A 17,194-nucleotide genomic window follows, 5' to 3' on the forward strand; every position below is an offset into this window, starting at 1 on the left:
CGGCGCATGCTCTTGCCGGCCCAGGGACAGCAAAGCCGACGTCGGCACATTCAGCCTCGCGGGATTGCGACTGTCTGCTGCGCGGTTCAGATCCGGACGTCTTGCCAACATGGCCGGGCTGCCTGACACTCGATCCGACGTCCCCGGGACGCGTAGACCGGCCCGACCCGGCAATCTCCCGCCTTCTCCTTCAGAACCGATCGCAACCTTTTGGACGGAGGCCAGGCATGGACGACGAGCTCTGGCAGGGCGGATGCCAATGTGGCGCGGTCCGCTACGCGTTCACCGTGCGGCCCGACAATGCTTGCCTTTGCCACTGCCGCATGTGCCAGAAGCAGTTCGGCAACTTCTTCGGGTCCTTCGCCGGCTCCCACACGGACCATTTCCGTGTCACGCGCGGGGCGCTGTCGATCTTCCGGAGCTCCGAGGACGCCGAGCGCGGCTTCTGCCGCGACTGCGGCACGCCACTGACCTACAAGGCGATCTCGCGGCCGAGGATTTCGGTGTCGATCGGCTCGCTCGACCGGCACAGCGAAATGAGGCCCGAGTTCCAGTACGGCATGGAATCGTGCGAACCTTGGCTAAGCGAGATCGTCAGCCTTCCCGGCACGCGGACGGGGGACGGCGACAATGGCGAGGGCGACACGCCCGAGCGCTTCGACTTGATCCGCAGCACCAACCGGCAGCACCCCGACCACGCCACATCGACGTGGCCGGTCAACCCCGGCTCGTCCGGCTAGGCAGCATCAATGGCCCGCCGGCCTCTGCAAAGAGCGGATACGGAGCAATAGTTTACGCCGCAGCGCGCCGTGCCATCTCGATCAGGAGGGCCATGTCGCGGCGCGCTTCTGCGGCCACGTTGCGGACGGGAGTGCGGCCGGTCACGGCATCGGAGAAGTGCTCGATCTCGCGCACGAAGGCTTCCTCGTATCCGGGCCGGATGACGGTCGCTTCCATTCGCCCGCCATCGGACCGGCGGCGGACGAGGCGGGTCGGATGGTGGTTCAGATAGGGGGCGGGAAACACCAGTTCGACGATCTCGTCCTCGAAGTAGAAGGCGATACGCTCAGAGTAGTCGGCGACCTTGGGGATTTCGACATGTGTCATGGTCCACAGGGCCGCGCCGCCGCGCAGTCCCACCGCGGCCTGGCCTCCCGCGCCGCCCGCAAACAACGTCGCACCGTGGACGGGTCCGGGGAGAATGCCGAGTACGTCCAGCATGCCGTGGACGGCGTTCACATCGTGTACCAGGGCCGAGCAATAGGCTCCCGCGAACCCACGGAAGACCAGTTCAGACGGCGCAAAGCCCAGTGCGGCTTCCACCTGCACGCGCCTGCGCTCGGCCGTTTCGGCGATCAGTGACTCGGCGACATCCCCACCCGACACCAGGGGATGGTGCGCCACGAAAGGCCACGCGTCCGGGTCGTTCACTTCCACCGACACGTAACGCAGGCGATCGGCCTTGCCGCCGAGCAGATCGAGGCAGGCTTCATAGCTGGGGTCGAAGCGCTTCATGTATCCGACCTGAAGCACGACGCCCTGTCGCGCCTGCGTCTCGGCGAGATCGTCCAGCTCCGCCAGCCCGTAGCAGAGCGGCTTCTCGCAGAAGACGTGAAGCCCGGCCTCCATGGCAGTCTTTGCCAGCGTGGCGTGCCAGGGATCGGGCGCGGCAATGAGCACCGCGTCGAGCTCGAGACCGAGGAGATCGGATGCCTGCGGATAGGTCGGCACGCCGAAGCGCTCGGTCAACGTGGCGCGGACGGCGGGAGAGGGGTCGCTGATGCCGCGCAGGTCGAACCGCTTCGGCAGCTGCAGCAGGTTCGGGATGTGCTCGACTTGCGCGATCAGGCCTCCGCCGATCACGCCGATCCTGAGGCGCTCGTTCATCGCTTCGTCCTTTGGCGTGTCGTTCTAGGAAAGGGCGTTCGGCTGCGCAGCGGAAAGCCGGTCGAGGTCTTCCTGCAAAGTCCTGAGATCCCGCTTGCCTGCCATGAGATCCAGGACCTCGGCTTCCGTGATCTCGCTCTTTCGGAAGGTCCCGTGCGAGCGCCCCCTGTTGAGCAGGGTGAACACGTCGCCGATCGGATAGGCATGGTTGATGTTGTGGGTGATGAAGATCACCCCGATGCCGCGTGCGCGGGCCTGGGCGATGTAGCGCAGGACGATCGAGGCCTGGTGCACACCGAGCGCGGACGTGGGTTCGTCCAGAATGAGCACGCGCGCGCCGTGGTGCACCGCCCGCGCGATCGCGACGCACTGCCGCTCACCGCCGGACAGCGTACCGACTGCCTGCTGTGGATCCCGGACATTGATGCCCATGCGTGCGAGCTCGTCATAGACGATCGCATCCGCCCGCTTCATGTCGATACGCCGGGCGAGGAACCGCCCGATGACCGGCTCGCGGCCAAGAAAGAAATTCCGCGTGATGCTCATCAGCGGGATCATCGCGAGATCCTGAAAGACGGCCGCGATACCCCTGTCGAGCGCCTCGCGGGGAGACTGGAACGACGTCGGCTCCCCATCGACCCGCATGACCCCCGAACTCGGCTGGTGCACACCGGACAAGATCTTGATCAGGGTCGACTTCCCGGCCCCGTTGTCGCCGAGGAGGCAGTGCACCTCGCCCGGCTGGACCGCGATGGAAATGTCCTCCAGCGCGGTGACGACGCCGAACGTCTTCCCCACATGCTCGAGTTCGATGAGCGCGGGTCTTGGGTCGCGGGCCACACTCATCAGCGTGCCTCGGTCGCCTTGCGGCGGATGAAGTTGTTGAACAGGACGGCAAGGACGACCATCAGGCCCAGGAAGACCATGAACCAGTCCGTGTCGATGCCCGTGTAGAAGATCCCCATCTCCACCGTGCCGAAGATCAACGACCCGAACATCGCGCCGATGGCCGACCCGTATCCGCCAGTGAGGAGGTTCCCGCCGATCACCGCCGCGATGACGGATTCGAACTCCTTCTGAGTGCCGCGCAGCGTGTCGGCGGATCCCGTTTCCAGCACCTGGATCACCGCGAAGAGCGTCGCTGCGCAGGCCGTCCCCATGAACAGAAGGATCTTCACACGGCCCACCGGCACGCCGACGTTGCGGGCGGCCTGGGCATCGCCGCCGACGGCGAAGATCCAGTTCCCGAATTCGGTCCGCACCAGGATCCAGGTCGCGAGAGCCGTGAGCCCGAGCCACCATGCCACCGACATCGGAATGCCGGTCACGAGCGGCGTCCCGTCGGCACGGGTCGAGATCCATCCCATGTGGCCGAGCCAGGTGAAGAGCCCGGTGGCGAACTTCCCGCCGAAGAGCGCGACGAAGTCACCTTCCGTCGTGTTCTTTGTGATGTAAGGGATCTGCGTGCGGCCGGTCAGCGCGCGGGTCGTGGCGAGGCTCAGCCCGCGCAGCACGAAGTATCCGGCCAGCGTGACGATGAAGGAAGGCAGGCGCGTGCGCGTCACCAGCAGTCCGTTGGCCGCCCCGACGATGCAGGCGATCCCGAAGGCGATCAGCACGGAGAGCCAGATCGGCAGCTGGAACTGCGTAACGCCGATCCCGATGACGATGCCGGCGAAGCCGATCATGGAGCCGAGCGACAGATCGAACTCCCCGCCGATCATCAGCAGGGCGACGGCGGCGGCCAGAATGCCCAGTTGGGCCGACACCTGAAGGAAGTTGACGATGCCGAGCGCGCTGAACAGCCCGCTGTTTCCGGCAGTGATCGCAAAGAACAGGAACACGAAGATCGTGGCGCCGAAGGACCCGATCTCCGGACGCCTGATCATCCTGCCGAACATGCGTGCGAACCGGCCGGCGGGAGGCGCCGCCTTCGGCGCATCGGTTGGCAGTGCGGCATTCGTCATGGCGGTGGGTCCGTTGTCGCGCGGGAAAGTGCGGCGGCCAGTCGGCCGCCGCCTCCTGTCAGCGGATGCCCTGCTCGCTGAGGGTCTTGATCGGAGCGGCGTCTGCCTTGGTCACGAAGGCAGGGCCGGTCCGGACTGTGTCGGTCGGAAAGGTCTTGTACATCGCCTTGTTGGCCAGGAACACGACGGGATAGTAGCCCATCAGGTATTGCTGGTTATCGATCGCGAACATCATCTTGCCGTTGCCGAGAGCGTCCAGCACCTCGGGGGCGAGGTCGAAGCCGCCGACCTTGATCTTGCCCGAGTAGTTGCGCTCGTCGAGCATCGTCAGCATCGGTCCGGCGAGAGACGTGCCGAGCATCAGGGCGCCATCGGTTGTCGGATGGGCGGAAATGTAGCCTTCGACGCGACGCACCGAATCCGTGGGATCGAGCGTCACGGCGACGATGGACATTTTTGCACCGCTGGGCTTCAGGCCGTCGGCGAAACCCTGGCAGCGCTGGTCGAGGCTGCCGTTGCCGACCTCATGGTTGATGCAGATTGCGTCCTTGACGCCGGCCTTCGCCATGATGTCGCCGGCCTGCTTGCCGTTCTCGTACTCGGATCCGCCCCCGACGAAGAGGTCGAGCTTCCAGGGCTTCACCTGATCCTCGCCGGAGTCGATGACGACGACCGGGATTCCGGCTGCCTTGGCCGCGGCAATCGGAGCTTCCAGCGCGGTCGCGTCCGGGATCGAGACGACGAGGCCGTCGGGCTTCGATGCCGTGGCGGCCTGGATCATCTGGCCCATCTTGACCACGTCGAACGTCGACGGAGCCTGGTATTCGACTTTCACCTTGAGGGCCGCGGCCGCAGCCATCATGCCGTTCTTGACGACGGTCCAGTACTGGTCGTTGGCCTGCCCGTGCGTGACGAACACGATGCGGACATCCTCGGCCTTCTTGGCCTGCGCGCCAGCCGACCCGATGGAGCCGAACACCGCCGACGCCGCCATGGCTGCGCCGAGCATGACCGCCCGGCCTCTATGCTTCATTTTGCTCGACATCAGTTTCCCCTCACTCGGCATTGCTGCGGCCAATCCGGCCATTCCGCCCCACCCGCAGAAGGAGGCGAAAGGCTGCGTTCAAGACGCAATTGGGTCAGGGCTGAAATCTTTGAGGCTGCCCCGCAAAGCAGGGAGCGAGGAAAGCCAGTCCGCCGTGCGGAGCAGGTCGTATTCGTCTGTCCTGATCCGCGCCGATGCGGGCTCGATGACCTCGATCTCGCCGGGCGCATTGGCGTGAAGCGCCATGAAGTTCACGCCCGGTCCGATCTGCGAAAAAAGGTCCCTGTACCGGCTTTCGGCTGGCTGCTCCTGGTGCCATGGGGTCTCCAGCACCCGGTCGACCAACAGCACGTTGCGGAGGGAGAGTTCAGCCGAGCGCGACGTGTAGAATGCCGGATCGAGCGGGCCAAGATTGTGGATCGGCCCGTAGCCCTCGATCGACCTCGGGAACAGGATCGGCACGCCGTACTCCCGGCCGAGCCGGATCGTGATGTCCGCGAACTCCGGGGCCAGGACCGCGCCCATATGGGCGTCGAAATGCGTGGGGGTGAGGCCGGCCCGCAGGAACGTATCGATCTGGGCCCGCAGTTCTGCTTCCACGGCCTGCGGATCTGCGCGGCCCCGGACGTCGGGCACGGTCCGCCAGAAAAAGCCGTTGTCGTCGACAAGTCCGGCCTCGCGCGCAGGTGCGGTGAGCGGCCGCCACCTGTAGTGGCGCTTCTCGGAGGTGATCGTGAGGTGCACTCCGAGCTTGAGCGACGGGTCCCTCGCGCCTTCCTCCGCGATCTCGAGGAACCACGGGCAAGGCACCATCACCGATCCCGAGTCGCAGCGGCCGCTGCGGGCAAGGTCGAGATAGGCCACGTTCGCCCCGTGGCACATGCCGATATCGTCGATGTTGATGATCAGCTTCGGCGTCTCAGCCATTGCCGTGCTCTTCCACGGTGAAGCCGGCAGCCCGGGCGGCGGCTGCAAGATTGCGGTAGCCCATCGTGGCGTAAGTCAGCGGATGAGCCTTCGAGGGATCCTGTTCGGCCTCGACGACGAGCCATCCCGCATAGCCCGAGCCTGCGAGCTTCGGCAGGAGCGTGCCATAGGGGATGGCGCCATCCCCGGGCACCGTGAATATGCCCTCCATGACGGCGCCCATGAAGCTCATGTCGTCGCGACGGGCTCGCGCGAGAATGTCGGGGCGCACGTCCTTGCAGTGAAAATGGACGATGCGCCCGAGATGCCGCTCAATCAGGGAGAGCGGATCGCCGCCGGAGAACGCGCAGTGACCCGTGTCGAAGAGCAGACCGACGGCCTCGCCCGTGTGCGCCATCAGGGCATCGATTTCGGCGTCGCTTTCGACGATCGTGCCCATGTGGTGATGGAAGGCCATGCCGACCCCGAAGTCGCGCATGCGCTCGGCCAGGGCGGTGATCTTCGCGCCGTAGGCGGGCCACTGGTCGGCGGAGAGGCGAGGGCGCTCCGAGATGGGGCGGAAGATCCCGTCGTGCCGGCCGTTCGAGGTGTCTGCGTAAACGACGTGCCTGGCGCCGAGGTCCCTCAGGAGAGTGAGGTGCGGCAGGACGGCGTCGAACTCGGCGTCGATGTCTTTCTCGAGGATGCGGCCGTCGTACCAGCCGGACACGAGCTCGAGATCGTGGCGGGCCAGCACCTCGCGCAACGCACCGCTCTCGCGCGGAAATTTTCCGCCCAGTTCCGTGCCGCGGTAGCCGGCCTGGCGGGTCTCCGACAGGCACTGCTCGAGCGGGGTGTCGCCGCCCAGGGAGGGAACGTCGTCGTTCGTCCACGTAATCGGATTGATGCCGATTTTGACGCTCATCGTCTCCACCCCGGATCTCTGTTTGGGACACTGTCCTCCCGTTCTGACACCCCAGCGAGTGCCAGTTTGTTGCGATTTGAAGGATCCAGTTCTACGCTCCGCTGAGTTGACCAGGGGACAGCATGGCCGGTGAAGGCAGCCTTCAACTGGACTTCCTGATGCTGGACCGGTCAGCGCCTGTCGCGTTGCACAGGCAGCTCTATGACGCCCTGAAGGCGGCGATCACCGGCAGGATCCTTCCGGGCGGCGCGGCACTTCCCTCGACGCGCGGCCTTGCGCAGGACCTTGGCCTGGCGAGGAATACCGTCACCTCCGCCTATGACCAGTTGGTCGCCGAGGGCTACCTCGTCAGCAGCAAGGGTGCGCGCCCGCGCGTGGTTGACCTTCCCGTCGTCACGGCGGGAAGCGCCGACGACCAGCCCGTTCCGGACTGCCAGTCGCTCTCGGAGCGCGGTGCGCTGATGATGCGCCAGCCCGCCCACCATGGCGAACCCGGGCGAATGATCTTTCACCCCGGAATGCCCGACAACGAGCACTTCCCCTTCGGCACCTGGAGTCGGCTGCTGAGCCGCAGGTCGAACTTCGCCGGTGACACGCTGTTCGGCACCTACAACGTTGCGGGACACCCGGCTCTGCTGAGTGCCATCGCCTCCTATGTAAAGGCCGCACGTGGCGTCCGATGCACCCCGGCGCAGATCGTCGTCACGACGGGTGCGCAGGCCGCGCTCGACCTGCTGGCGAGGCTGCTGCTGGATCCCGGCGACACCGTGTGGATGGAGGAGCCCGGCTACTATGGCGCCCAGTCGGCCTTCGTTGCGGCCGGCGCCCGGCTGCTGCCGCTTCCCGTCGACGAGAATGGCTGGCACTTCGACGCGGCGGCAGCACGGAAGCCGCGGCTCATCTACGTCACGCCCTCCTGCCAGCATCCGCTTGGCGCCACCATGCGCATGGAGCAACGCCTCCGGTTGCTCGACATCGCCGAGAGCCGCAACGCCTGGGTCATCGAGGACGATTTCGACGGCGAGTACCGGTTCCAGGGCCAGCCCATTCCGGCCATGCAGGGGTCGGACAACGCCCAGCGTGTCATCTACATCGGCACCTTCGCGAAGATGCTGTTTCCGGCCCTGCGTCTGGGCTTCATGGTGGTGCCCCGCAGCCTGGTCCCCGGCATATCCCGCGCGCTCAGCATCACGGGCCAGTTCGCTCCCCTCCTGCTTCAGGCGGCTCTCGCCGACTTCATCGAGCAGGGCCACATGGCCCGCCATCTCCGGCGGATGCGCCGCATCTACGCCCAGCGCCGGCAGGTTTTCCGACGGCTCTGGGCCGAGGAGATTTCGCCGCTGGCCCGGCTGGTCGACACCGAATCCGGAATCCAGATCCTCGGCTACCTCGGGGATGGACTGAATGATGTCGAAGTCGCTGCGAGGGCTCGCGCTTCCGGCGTCAACGTCTCACCGCTCTCCATCCAGTACCGCCATGGGCCAGCCCGCAACGGCCTGCTCATCGGCTACGCCGCTGCCGACGAGACCACCATGCGGCGCGGCCTCGCCAGCCTGCGGGACGCCATGCGGTAGGCCCCGCTTCGCGCCAGGCATTCCAGTAAGCTCTGATCCTCTACCCCTCGTCCTCCGGCATCGGGCCGCGGGTCGCGTCGAGCTTTTCGACCCGGGGCAGGCTGACCACACGTCCGGACTTCGCAGGCCCTTGTTTGGGTCGAACACGCCGAGCCCGCAGGAACCGCTACGCGGAAGGCCCGTTGCTTGGCCATCTTCGACCAAGGAGCGGGCGTCCCATGACCCAGACCTCACCTGACGAAACGGCCGCCGAGTTCCGGAAGGTCGTCAACATGACCCCGGCGGAACTGGAGCGCTGGCTGAAGACGGAGCAGTCGCGCGAGGTAGGCTGGGCCGACGGACACCAGAAGACGGGGGCAGGAGGACCGGAGTCGGTGGGGCACCATTCCGGCCGCCGCATCGTCGAGATCGCGCACAAGAAGAAGGCCGAGATCGACGATGACGACCTCGCCCACATGCGCAAGGTGATCGGCTACGTGCACCGTCACCTGGCCCAGCGCCCGGCCGGCGATGTCACCGACACCCGCTGGCACCACTCGCTGATGAACTGGGGCCACGACCCGCTGAAGACCTGAGCGGGCGTTCGGGAGCCCGGGCCATAGCGGCAGCAGGGGACCGCGGGCAGCCCACGCAGCCGGGCTCTCCTCGCCAAGGCTTTCCCGGGACCTAAGCCCCAAACGGCTCCGGCGCTTGCGGGAACCCGCCCCAGTGGGTGCATGTGCGGGCCGCCAGCCGGCGGCCTGCGTCGAGGCACTCCCGCAGGGCGCGTTGCTCGAGATGGGCGTGGATGAAACCGGCCGCGAAGCTGTCTCCGGCCCCGAGCGTGTCGACAACCGTGACGGGCAAGGCATCGAGCAAGACGGTGTCCTGGCCGTCCCGCGCGATACTGCCCGACGAACCCCGGGTCACGACGGCGATCCGCGCGCCCTGGCCGAGCAGGCGGTCGAGCATCGTGATGGCCTGGTCCAGCGGCCCGCCGCACGAGGCGAAGGCGATCGCAACTCCGTCCAGCTGCGGGTTCACCGAGATGTCCTGCGAGACCAGCACCCCGGCCTCGCCGAGTGCACGCCGGCACCGTCCATCATCATCGAGCCACCCGACATGGACATGCCGCATGCCGCACAGCACCTCGATCTCGGAGCGGGAGGGTGAATAGCCCTTGCAGGCCCCGAACTCTTCGGCCCCGATGATACGATCGCCGTCCGGAGTGCGCCCGATGTCGGTCCATGCAGTGTCGTGGCCGCGACGAACAATGACATGCGGAACGACGTGATTGTCCCGGATCACGCGAAGCGTTCGCTGCCCGGCCTCATCGTCCCCCACTGCGCCGAAATAGCCTGCGACAAGACCAAGTCGCGCCAGCTGCACGGCCACGTTCAGCGCGTTCCCCCCAACCGTCGAGTGGCCGATCGGGGGCAGGTAGCGATCGATGCAATTGTCCCCGACAGTCGCGACCCCGGCAGACATGGCGGATCAGTAGGCGATGCGCTTGTAGTAGCGGCGCGTGGTGAGGGGGTGGTTGCGCAGCTCCTCGAGATGGGCACTCACCCTTTCCAGCACCGTGGCGAGGAGCGCGGGAACGAGCAACGCGCGGGTCTCGTCGGAGATGCCGGGCAGGGGAAGATCCTTCGTATCGATGACCTCGACGCCCCCCGCCACCTGGCGGGCAAAGTTCTCAACCCGCTCCGCCAGCGGTCTCGTGGAGTCCTCGCCTTTCAGGATGATGACCCTTGCATCGCCATCGACCAGTTCCAGCGTTCCGTGGAAAAAGTCCGAGGCGTGGACCGGCCGGGTGCGGATCCACTGCATCTCTTCCAGGATGCACATCCCGTAGTAGAAGGCCTGTGGCCAGGCCGGTCCGGCCCCGGTGATGATGTGCCATGGCGATGCCGCGATGAAGCCGGCGACGGACTGCGCCCGCGGCTCGAAGGCGGTCTTCGCGGCGATGAGCCCGCGCGGCAGGGCGCCCAGTTCGGCCACGGTCTCCTCCCAGCGGGAGAACTCGCCGCGGTGGGCCATGGCGGCAAGCGCGATGAGCAGGGATTGGACGTAGAAGGATTCACTCGACGTGTCGTCCTCGGCGAAGTTCACCAGCGCGTTCGGCACACGTCCGAGCGGGGTGTCGGCGTGGCCCACCAGCGTGAGCACGTGGGCCCCTCGGGTGAGGCAGTAATCCAGCGCCGCAACGCTCTCCTTCGTCGTACCCGAGAGGGACGGGATGACGACGAGCGCCTTGGGGCCGATCCAGGGCGAGCCGGACAGCACGACTTCCGCCGAGATCTCCAGGATCGCGGGAAGCGTGGATTGTCGGTTCAGGAGCAGGACGGCCGGTTGCATCAGGATGGCGGCGCCTCCCGTGCCGAGGAAGACCACCTTCTCGACCCCCGCCGCCAGCGCGTCGCCAACAATGGCATGAATGCGGGACGCAAGGCCCACGGCGCCGGACTGAATGCTCTCGAACCGGGCTTCGTCGAAATTGAACATCAGGTGCCCCGCTTGCGAATGTTGTCAGACGTCTTATAACTGCCTGACAGGGCGGGACGCAATATCTGGCGTTCCTCCTGCGGCAAAGCTTCAGTCTTGCCGCAAAGGTGGGTCCCGGTACAATCACGGCGCGAGGAGGTGACCGCCTTGGATGGCCTGATTCTGCCAACGCTGCGGACCGAGAAGTCGATCAGCCGTCAGATCAGGGACGCGGTGTTCGACATGATCAGCCGGAACGGGATGAATGCGGGAGACCGCCTCCCATCCGAGGCCGAGCTGTGCGCCGCCTTCAAGGTGTCCCGCCCCAGCCTTCGCGAGGGTCTCGGCTTACTCGAGCAGGAAGGCCTGATCCGGACGCAGCACGGGCGCGGGCGCTTCGTTTCCGCCGCCGCGAGCCTTAAGGTTGCACGGCCGATCACGACCTACGAGAGCATCAGCGTCATGCTGCGCGAACTCGGATACGAAGCGAGGACGCGCGTCCTCTCGGTCCGGGAGGCGCTGGCGGGCAGCCAGCCGGAGGCGCAGGAGGCGCTGGGCTGCCCCGCATCGACGCCCCTCGTCGTAATCGAGCGGGTGCGAGAGGACGGCGACGAGGCCCTGGTCTATTCGGTCGAGACGGTGCCGTCCCGTTTCCTTCCCGATCATCCGCGGCCGGGGCTGTTCGAGGGCTCTCTGAACGACGTCCTCGCCCTGAGCCGCAACAGGCCGATGATGTCGAGGGCGACGATCTCGGCCACGGTCCTGCCGGAGGCCGCCTCACATGCGCTGGGCCGGCCGCCAAAGGAACCCTGGCTGCTGATCACGGAGACCTGCTTCACGGAAGGTGGCGATACCGTGGTTCACGCACGCGACTTCCACCGCGGCGACGTCTTCGCGTTCAATTTCAGCCGGCGCTGAGCCCGTCGCGCCGGACGCCTGTCGCAGCCGGTTCACCTCAGAATCTGCTGGAGGAAGGCCCTGGCCCTTTCCTCCTTGGGGCTTGCGAAGAACGACTCCGGCTCCGCTTCCTCGACGATCCGCCCGCGATCCATGAAGATCACGCGGTCAGCGACCTGCCGCGCAAATCCCATCTCGTGCGTGACGACTGCCATGGTCATGCCGTCGGCCGCCAGTTGCACCATCGTGTCGAGAACCTCCTTGACCATTTCCGGGTCGAGCGCCGAGGTCGGCTCGTCGAACAGCATGATGCCCGGCTGCATGGCGAGCGCACGCGCGATCGCGACACGCTGCTGCTGGCCACCGGACAGTTGCGAGGCGAACTTGTGTGCCTGGTCGGGAATCCGGACCTTCGAGAGGTAGTGCATCGCCCTGTCGTTCGCTTCGGCGTGCGGCAAGCCGCGAACGAGCCGCAACGGCAGGGCGCAGTTCTCGATGACGCTGAGATGGGGAAAGAGGTTGAACTGCTGGAACACCATGCCGATCCGCCGGCGGACCGCTTCCACGACGCCGGGCTCGCGGGTGAGCCTGATCCCGTCGACGTGGATCTCGCCCTCGTCGAAGCTCTCCAGGGCATTGATGCAGCGGATTAGGGTGGACTTCCCGGACCCCGACGGCCCGCAGATCACCAGCTTCTCGCCCCGCGCGAGGGTCAGGTCGATGCCGTGCAAGGCCTTGAACGAGCCGAACGACTTCGACATGCCCCGGATCTGCACGGCCGGCGCGTCGTCCCGGGCCTGGACCGCAATTGCTGAGTGGCCGGACAGCCAATCCAGAAAGTGTGCACCGACGCCCCGCCTCATCGGACGTGCGCCCGGTTGTAATAGCGCTCGATCCGCCCCTGGACGAGCTCCAGGACGATGGAGAGCAGCCAGTAGATGAGCGAGGCAGTGATCATCATCTCGATGTGCCGGAACTCCGTCTGGCCTTGGGTGCGGGCGAGATACATGAGCTCCCAGACGCCGACGACGGACACCAGCGACGAATCCTTCAGCATGGCGATGAACTGGTTGCCGGTCGGCGGGATGATGACCCGCATGGACTGCGGCAGGATGATGCGCAGCAGGGTGCTACCGGGCCGCAATCCCAGAGCCCGCGAGGCCTCCCACTGGCCCCGCGGGATGCTCTCGATCCCGGCCCGGAAGATCTCGGTCATATAGGCGCCGTAGCAGAGCGACAGGGCGGCGATCCCGGCCGGCACGGCATTCACGACGTACCCGAGCTGGGGCAGGCCGAGATAGATGAGGTAGATCTGCATCAGCAGCGGCAGGCCGCGGAACAGGGATGTGTAGAAATTCGCGATGCCCAGCGCGATGCCGTTGGACGAGAGCTTGGCGATCGCTCCCACCAGCGCCAGCACGGATGCGATCGCGATCGACACGGCGGAAATGTAGAGGGTCGTGACGAGGCCCTGGCTTAGCAAAAACCCGATCTTGCGACGGATGAAGCTGAAGCTGAGGTCGAAGGAGTAGAAGAACAGGAGCACGAGCAGCGCCAGCTCCAGCCAGACGACCCAGACCTGCCAGCGCAGGGGCATGCGCAGGACGATGCCGACATTGACGGCGAAGATCACCGTCGCGAGCGCCGCCAGGAGCAGGTTGCGTGTCTCGACGGAATCGGACGCGAGGCCCACGAGCTGGGCGATGCCCTTGCCCAGGGCCGTCGCCCCGACATTCCAGTGCAGCAGGGCAAGGAAGATCGCGATGATGGCCGGCACGAAGATGGCCGGCCGGCTGAGAAGGGGCGGGTAGTCGACGTTGTCGGCGTAGTGCATCGATCGCGTCCTTCCGGCTAGGCCCGGCGCCGCTCGCGGTAGAGATCCATCGCCTGATAGCTCCAGTAGGTCAGCTGCACGGCGACGCGGCCGGCGAGCCCGCCGTTCCAGGCGAGGCCGAACGGGGCGAAGCGGCGGATGCGGTCGCTCTCGCCGGCGATCGCCTCCGCCACCACCGTGCCGCCGATTGCCGTCGTGTTGAGGCCGTGGCCGCCGAAGGCGGTGCAGTACCAGAGCCCCGGCTCGAGCACGCCGATCTGGGGCATCATGTGGCGCGCATAGGACATGAGCCCCGACCAGACCATCTCGACCCCGAGATCCCGGAGCTGCGGGTAGGTCGACACCATGGTCCGGTGCAGGAGGCGGCCGAGAAGGCGGGGCTCCGTGGTCCGGGTCGTGATCTTGCCGCCCCAGAGAATCCGGCGGCCCTCGTCGACGATGCGGTAGTAGTCGCCTGCCCGCCGGTCATCGCCGATCGCCGCTGTCGTCCTGATGGCGCTCGCGACCTTGTCGCGGTCCGGCTTGGTGAGCATCACGTAGGTGGCGATGGGAAGGTAGCTCCGGCGCAGCGCCGGGAGCAGTGCGTCGGTGTAGCCGCCGCAGGTCATGACGACGTCGCGGGCCTTCACCGTTCCCTTTGCCGTCGAGACGAGCCGGGCGGCACCCTGCCGCTCCTGTGTAACCGCCGGAGTCGCTTCGAAAATCCGCCCGCCGAGCCGCTCGATTTCGCGCGCCAAGGCGCGGGCGTAGTTGAGCGGATGGATGTGAAACCCGTTGGGATTGTAGAGCGCCTGGAAGTAACGGTTGGACAGCAGCAGGTCACGGACCTGCTCCGTCGTCCTGTATTCGACCTCGTAACCGAACTCGCGGTGGAGCCAGTCGCGATAAGACTGCAATTCGGCCGGGGCGGGATAGCGAACGGCCGAGAGGATTCCTTGCACCTTGTCGACGTCCGCCATGGCGAGGTCGTCGATGTTCCTTTCTACGATGCCGGCCCCCTCGATGGACATGTGATGGAGCGCGCCGGCCCCCTCGGCGCCGGCGAGCCGCACGATGGAGGAATGGCGCGCCGACCACCCCGGAGAGACGAAGCCGCCATTGCGGCCGGACGCACCCCAGCCGATGCGCTGTGCTTCGAGAAGGCAGACAGACTTGCCCCGGCGCAGAAGCTCCAGCGCGGTGCTCAGGCCGGCCAGGCCCCCGCCGACCACGCAGACGTCGGCTTCGACACTGCCGGAGAGCGTGGCTCGCGGAAGTTCGCGGCCCGCCCCGGCCCGATAATAGGTTTCGATGTAGTCCATTCCAGCCCCGGTCCAGAACATGAGCAGAGAGCGGGGCGGAGTGCCCCGCCGGGAGAAGCCGAAGCAGGGACCGGCCTGTGCGGCCGGCGCCTTGCCCCGGCATCCTGATCAGTTGCTGTAGTCCTGGCCGTACCACTTCTTGGTCAGCGTGCTCAGCGTGCCGTCGGCCTTCATGGCCTTGATGATTTCGCCGAGCTTGGCGGTCCATTCGGCGTCGCCCTTGTCGGCGACGACGACGAGCGGCTCCTTGAAAGCGTAGTCGCCGGGCAGGATCTTCACGGGATAGCCGTTCTTGATCGCTCCCATCGCGGTCTGTTCCGGCGCAATCACCGCGTCGACGCGCGTCCCGTCCCCGAGGCGCAGGTCGTCGAAGGGAAGCATCGAGTCCGCGTACGTCTTGATGTCGCCCGGCTGCAGCGTGTAGTTGATCTTCGGAGCATCCGGTGCATCAATCTGCAGTTGCCGGCGGACGTAGTCCTCGGAGGTGGTGCCCGTTTCCACGCCGATCTTCTTTCCGTTCAGATCGTCACGTTTCTGGGCCTTGCTGTCCTTGTGAACAGCGAAGACGTAGGGGCTGTAGTAGTAGATCCCCGCAAAGTCGAGAACTTCGGCCCTTGGCTTGGTGGGCGTGATCGAGCCTACGGCGACATCCCAGCGGCCATGCCAGTGTCCGCCCGTCATCACTGCCCATTCAGGCGTGTCGAAGCTGGCCGTCGCACCGAGGCGCTTGGCGATCTCCTTCGCGACGTCGATGTCAAAGCCGACGAGCTCGTTCTTGTCATCCAGGAAGCTCTGGGGAGGCCAGCCGCTGTTGGTGGCGACCTTGAGGGCGTGCGTGCTGTTGACCCGGTCGAGGGTCTCGCCGGCCGACGCCGCCTCTACAACCCCGAACAACCCCGCCGCGACGATGGCGCTGGCAAGAAAATGTCGCATGGTGCGCTTCTCCCGATCCCTCGGTGTTCTTGTGTCCTTGTCCCGGCCGGCATTCCCGCCGGGGTTCTGGTTGCGCCACGCGGTGGAACAACCACAGCGAGAATAGTTGTCTATCGTCAGACGTCTTGCAAGCTGGAAGTCTGCCGAGGCTGGTTCTGGCGGTGGGGACGGGAGTGCGGGTTGGTCCCCCGGACCGACGCGGAGCTTCCAGTCAGCAAGAATCGCTGGCGCAAACCGGCGAATGCTGCGCTGTAAGGACGGACGGCCGGCATGTTCGCGCTGAGCAACGGGCGGTTTCAGGTACCTGAGGCATGAGAAAAAACAGCCTTTTCTGCAATCCGCTCACGCCCTTCGATGCATCAATCGGCCGTTAGCTGGAGGTGCAGACATGAAGTCCCTGATCCTGGTGTCCACTATACTTGTTACTTGCGCCGCCGGCTTGAGCCCGAGCTTGGCTTCCACGATGAACGGTAAAGTAAAGCCGATTGGCAACTTCCCGACCACGACAATGGAAATGTGCCCGGCTGCGCCTGTTGGAGAGTATCGGAACAGGGCCAAGCCGTGCCTCTACGTTCCGGAGACGGCAAAAATCACGCCTTGTGCCGTGACCCCCGTGGGGGAGGTCAGGAACCGCACGAAGCCGTGCATGTATATGCCGCGCTAAAGCCGCTGAGAGACATGGCACCCGCCTTTGGCTGACACGGAAGTCGGCCAGGGCCATGGTGCCGTCGCTATCGGGTGTCTCTGGAAAATTTGCATCCCGTCGTAATCAGAGTGCCGGAGCGCTGCCTGACGTAACCCTCTACGTCGGTATCGCTGCGGCACTCTGAGACTTTTTCATGGGCTTGTTGCCCCGATCACCGGCCACCGTCGGTATCATTGCTGCCCGCTGATCAACCCGCCGAGCTTGCGCGAGCAGGGTTCGCGAACGCCACGACCTTCATTTGGCGACGTGCCGGGAGATATGGCTGTTCATCTCGAACATCGTCGCCTTATCCTTCCCAAACACCGCCTTGAGCTTGTCGTCCGCAACGATGGTCCTCTTGTCGGCGGGATCCTGCAGGTCGTGCTTGCGGATATAGTCCCAGATCCGGCTGACGATCTGGGAACGCGGCTGCTTTTCCTTGCCGACCACCTCGGCAAGCTCGGGTGACGGAGTGACCGGCTGCGCCAGCCCGCCTTTTGCCTTACCCGGTGTCGCCTTCTTTGACGGCGCGGTGTCGCTGGCCGCGGACTTCCGCTTTTCCTTGGCTGCCCCGGTCTCCGCACCCTTGCTGTCCTGCTGCTTCTTGGTCGCCATCGATCCGCTCCGTTGAAGATTCACCCGGGCAATGCTTCAGGCTCTCACTCAGTTCAGAGTTGCGTCGCAGATTTTTGGGCCAGCTCATCATATCCGTCGCGCCGGCGGCATGGTTCACCCGCGCTGCGACTTGGCCGCGTGATCGAGAAGCCCCGCACAGAC

At 65.9% G+C, this 17,194-nt stretch carries 17 protein-coding genes; 4 read left to right on the plus strand and 13 right to left on the minus strand.

Features of this window, described 5'->3' with window-relative positions; all coding sequences use genetic code 11:
- Positions 1-227: 227 nt before the first annotated feature.
- Complete coding sequence (locus AC5JCN_RS22770) at positions 228-740, plus strand: GFA family protein (protein ID WP_495757376.1); 513 nt, start codon at positions 228-230, stop codon at positions 738-740.
- 52 nt (positions 741-792) lie between these two features.
- Here the strand turns inward: AC5JCN_RS22770 and AC5JCN_RS22775 are convergent, their stop codons facing one another.
- The 6 genes from AC5JCN_RS22775 to iolE form a co-directional block, all read right to left on the minus strand.
- Positions 793-1,887: a Gfo/Idh/MocA family protein gene (locus tag AC5JCN_RS22775; protein WP_495757377.1), complete on the minus strand. Its 1,095-nt coding sequence runs from the start codon at positions 1,885-1,887 to the stop codon at positions 793-795.
- Between the two features lie 24 nt (positions 1,888-1,911).
- Positions 1,912-2,733 carry an ATP-binding cassette domain-containing protein gene (locus tag AC5JCN_RS22780; protein WP_495757378.1) on the minus strand — a complete coding sequence of 274 codons (822 nt, stop codon included), beginning with the start codon at positions 2,731-2,733 and terminating at the stop codon, positions 1,912-1,914.
- Positions 2,733-3,854 carry an ABC transporter permease gene (locus AC5JCN_RS22785; protein ID WP_495757379.1) on the minus strand — a complete coding sequence of 374 codons (1,122 nt, stop codon included), beginning with the start codon at positions 3,852-3,854 and terminating at the stop codon, positions 2,733-2,735. The genes AC5JCN_RS22780 and AC5JCN_RS22785 overlap by 1 nt, the downstream gene beginning before the upstream one ends.
- 58 nt (positions 3,855-3,912) lie before the next feature.
- Complete coding sequence (locus AC5JCN_RS22790; protein ID WP_495757380.1) at positions 3,913-4,899, minus strand: rhizopine catabolism ABC transporter substrate-binding protein; 987 nt, start codon at positions 4,897-4,899, stop codon at positions 3,913-3,915.
- A gap of 78 nt (positions 4,900-4,977) precedes the next feature.
- Positions 4,978-5,826 (minus strand): polysaccharide deacetylase family protein, encoded by an 849-nt coding sequence (locus AC5JCN_RS22795; RefSeq protein ID WP_495757381.1) that lies wholly within the window; start codon positions 5,824-5,826, stop codon positions 4,978-4,980.
- Positions 5,819-6,730 carry a myo-inosose-2 dehydratase gene (iolE, locus tag AC5JCN_RS22800; protein WP_495757382.1) on the minus strand — a complete coding sequence of 304 codons (912 nt, stop codon included), beginning with the start codon at positions 6,728-6,730 and terminating at the stop codon, positions 5,819-5,821. Before iolE ends, AC5JCN_RS22795 begins: the two co-directional genes overlap by 8 nt.
- Before the next feature lie 122 nt (positions 6,731-6,852).
- Here iolE and mocR point away from each other — a divergent pair, with 122 nt between their 5' ends.
- Both mocR and AC5JCN_RS22810 read left to right on the plus strand, forming a co-directional pair.
- Positions 6,853-8,304 carry a rhizopine catabolism transcriptional regulator MocR gene (gene mocR, locus AC5JCN_RS22805; protein ID WP_495757383.1) on the plus strand — a complete coding sequence of 484 codons (1,452 nt, stop codon included), beginning with the start codon at positions 6,853-6,855 and terminating at the stop codon, positions 8,302-8,304.
- Between the two features lie 218 nt (positions 8,305-8,522).
- Positions 8,523-8,879 carry a DUF3140 domain-containing protein gene (locus AC5JCN_RS22810; RefSeq protein WP_495757384.1) on the plus strand — a complete coding sequence of 119 codons (357 nt, stop codon included), beginning with the start codon at positions 8,523-8,525 and terminating at the stop codon, positions 8,877-8,879.
- Between the two features lie 91 nt (positions 8,880-8,970).
- Here AC5JCN_RS22810 and AC5JCN_RS22815 read toward each other — a convergent pair whose 3' ends face one another.
- Positions 8,971-9,771 carry a PfkB family carbohydrate kinase gene (locus AC5JCN_RS22815; protein WP_495757385.1) on the minus strand — a complete coding sequence of 267 codons (801 nt, stop codon included), beginning with the start codon at positions 9,769-9,771 and terminating at the stop codon, positions 8,971-8,973.
- A 6-nt stretch (positions 9,772-9,777) separates the two neighbouring features.
- Entirely contained in the window at positions 9,778-10,788 is a 1,011-nt protein-coding gene (locus tag AC5JCN_RS22820; RefSeq protein ID WP_495757386.1) for an SIS domain-containing protein, read from the minus strand.
- A gap of 147 nt (positions 10,789-10,935) precedes the next feature.
- Between AC5JCN_RS22820 and AC5JCN_RS22825 the strand changes: the two genes are divergently transcribed.
- A complete protein-coding gene (locus AC5JCN_RS22825; protein WP_495757387.1) occupies positions 10,936-11,685 on the plus strand; it encodes a GntR family transcriptional regulator in 750 nt (249 codons plus the stop codon).
- Positions 11,686-11,717: 32 nt separating this feature from the next.
- On the opposite strand, the gene AC5JCN_RS22830 is transcribed toward AC5JCN_RS22825, so the two are convergent.
- From AC5JCN_RS22830 to AC5JCN_RS22850, 5 genes are all read right to left on the minus strand, one after another.
- A complete protein-coding gene (locus AC5JCN_RS22830; RefSeq protein WP_495757388.1) occupies positions 11,718-12,425 on the minus strand; it encodes an amino acid ABC transporter ATP-binding protein in 708 nt (235 codons plus the stop codon).
- A gap of 98 nt (positions 12,426-12,523) precedes the next feature.
- Entirely contained in the window at positions 12,524-13,498 is a 975-nt protein-coding gene (locus AC5JCN_RS22835) for an amino acid ABC transporter permease (protein WP_495757389.1), read from the minus strand.
- A 17-nt stretch (positions 13,499-13,515) separates the two neighbouring features.
- Complete coding sequence (locus AC5JCN_RS22840) at positions 13,516-14,799, minus strand: NAD(P)/FAD-dependent oxidoreductase (RefSeq protein ID WP_495757390.1); 1,284 nt, start codon at positions 14,797-14,799, stop codon at positions 13,516-13,518.
- A 108-nt stretch (positions 14,800-14,907) separates the two neighbouring features.
- Complete coding sequence (locus tag AC5JCN_RS22845) at positions 14,908-15,732, minus strand: transporter substrate-binding domain-containing protein (protein WP_495757391.1); 825 nt, start codon at positions 15,730-15,732, stop codon at positions 14,908-14,910.
- Between the two features lie 940 nt (positions 15,733-16,672).
- Positions 16,673-17,032, minus strand: coding sequence for an SWIB/MDM2 domain-containing protein (locus AC5JCN_RS22850; protein WP_495757392.1), 360 nt, complete (start codon positions 17,030-17,032; stop codon positions 16,673-16,675).
- Positions 17,033-17,194: the final 162 nt, after the last annotated feature.

The organism is Alsobacter sp., assembly GCF_059501845.1.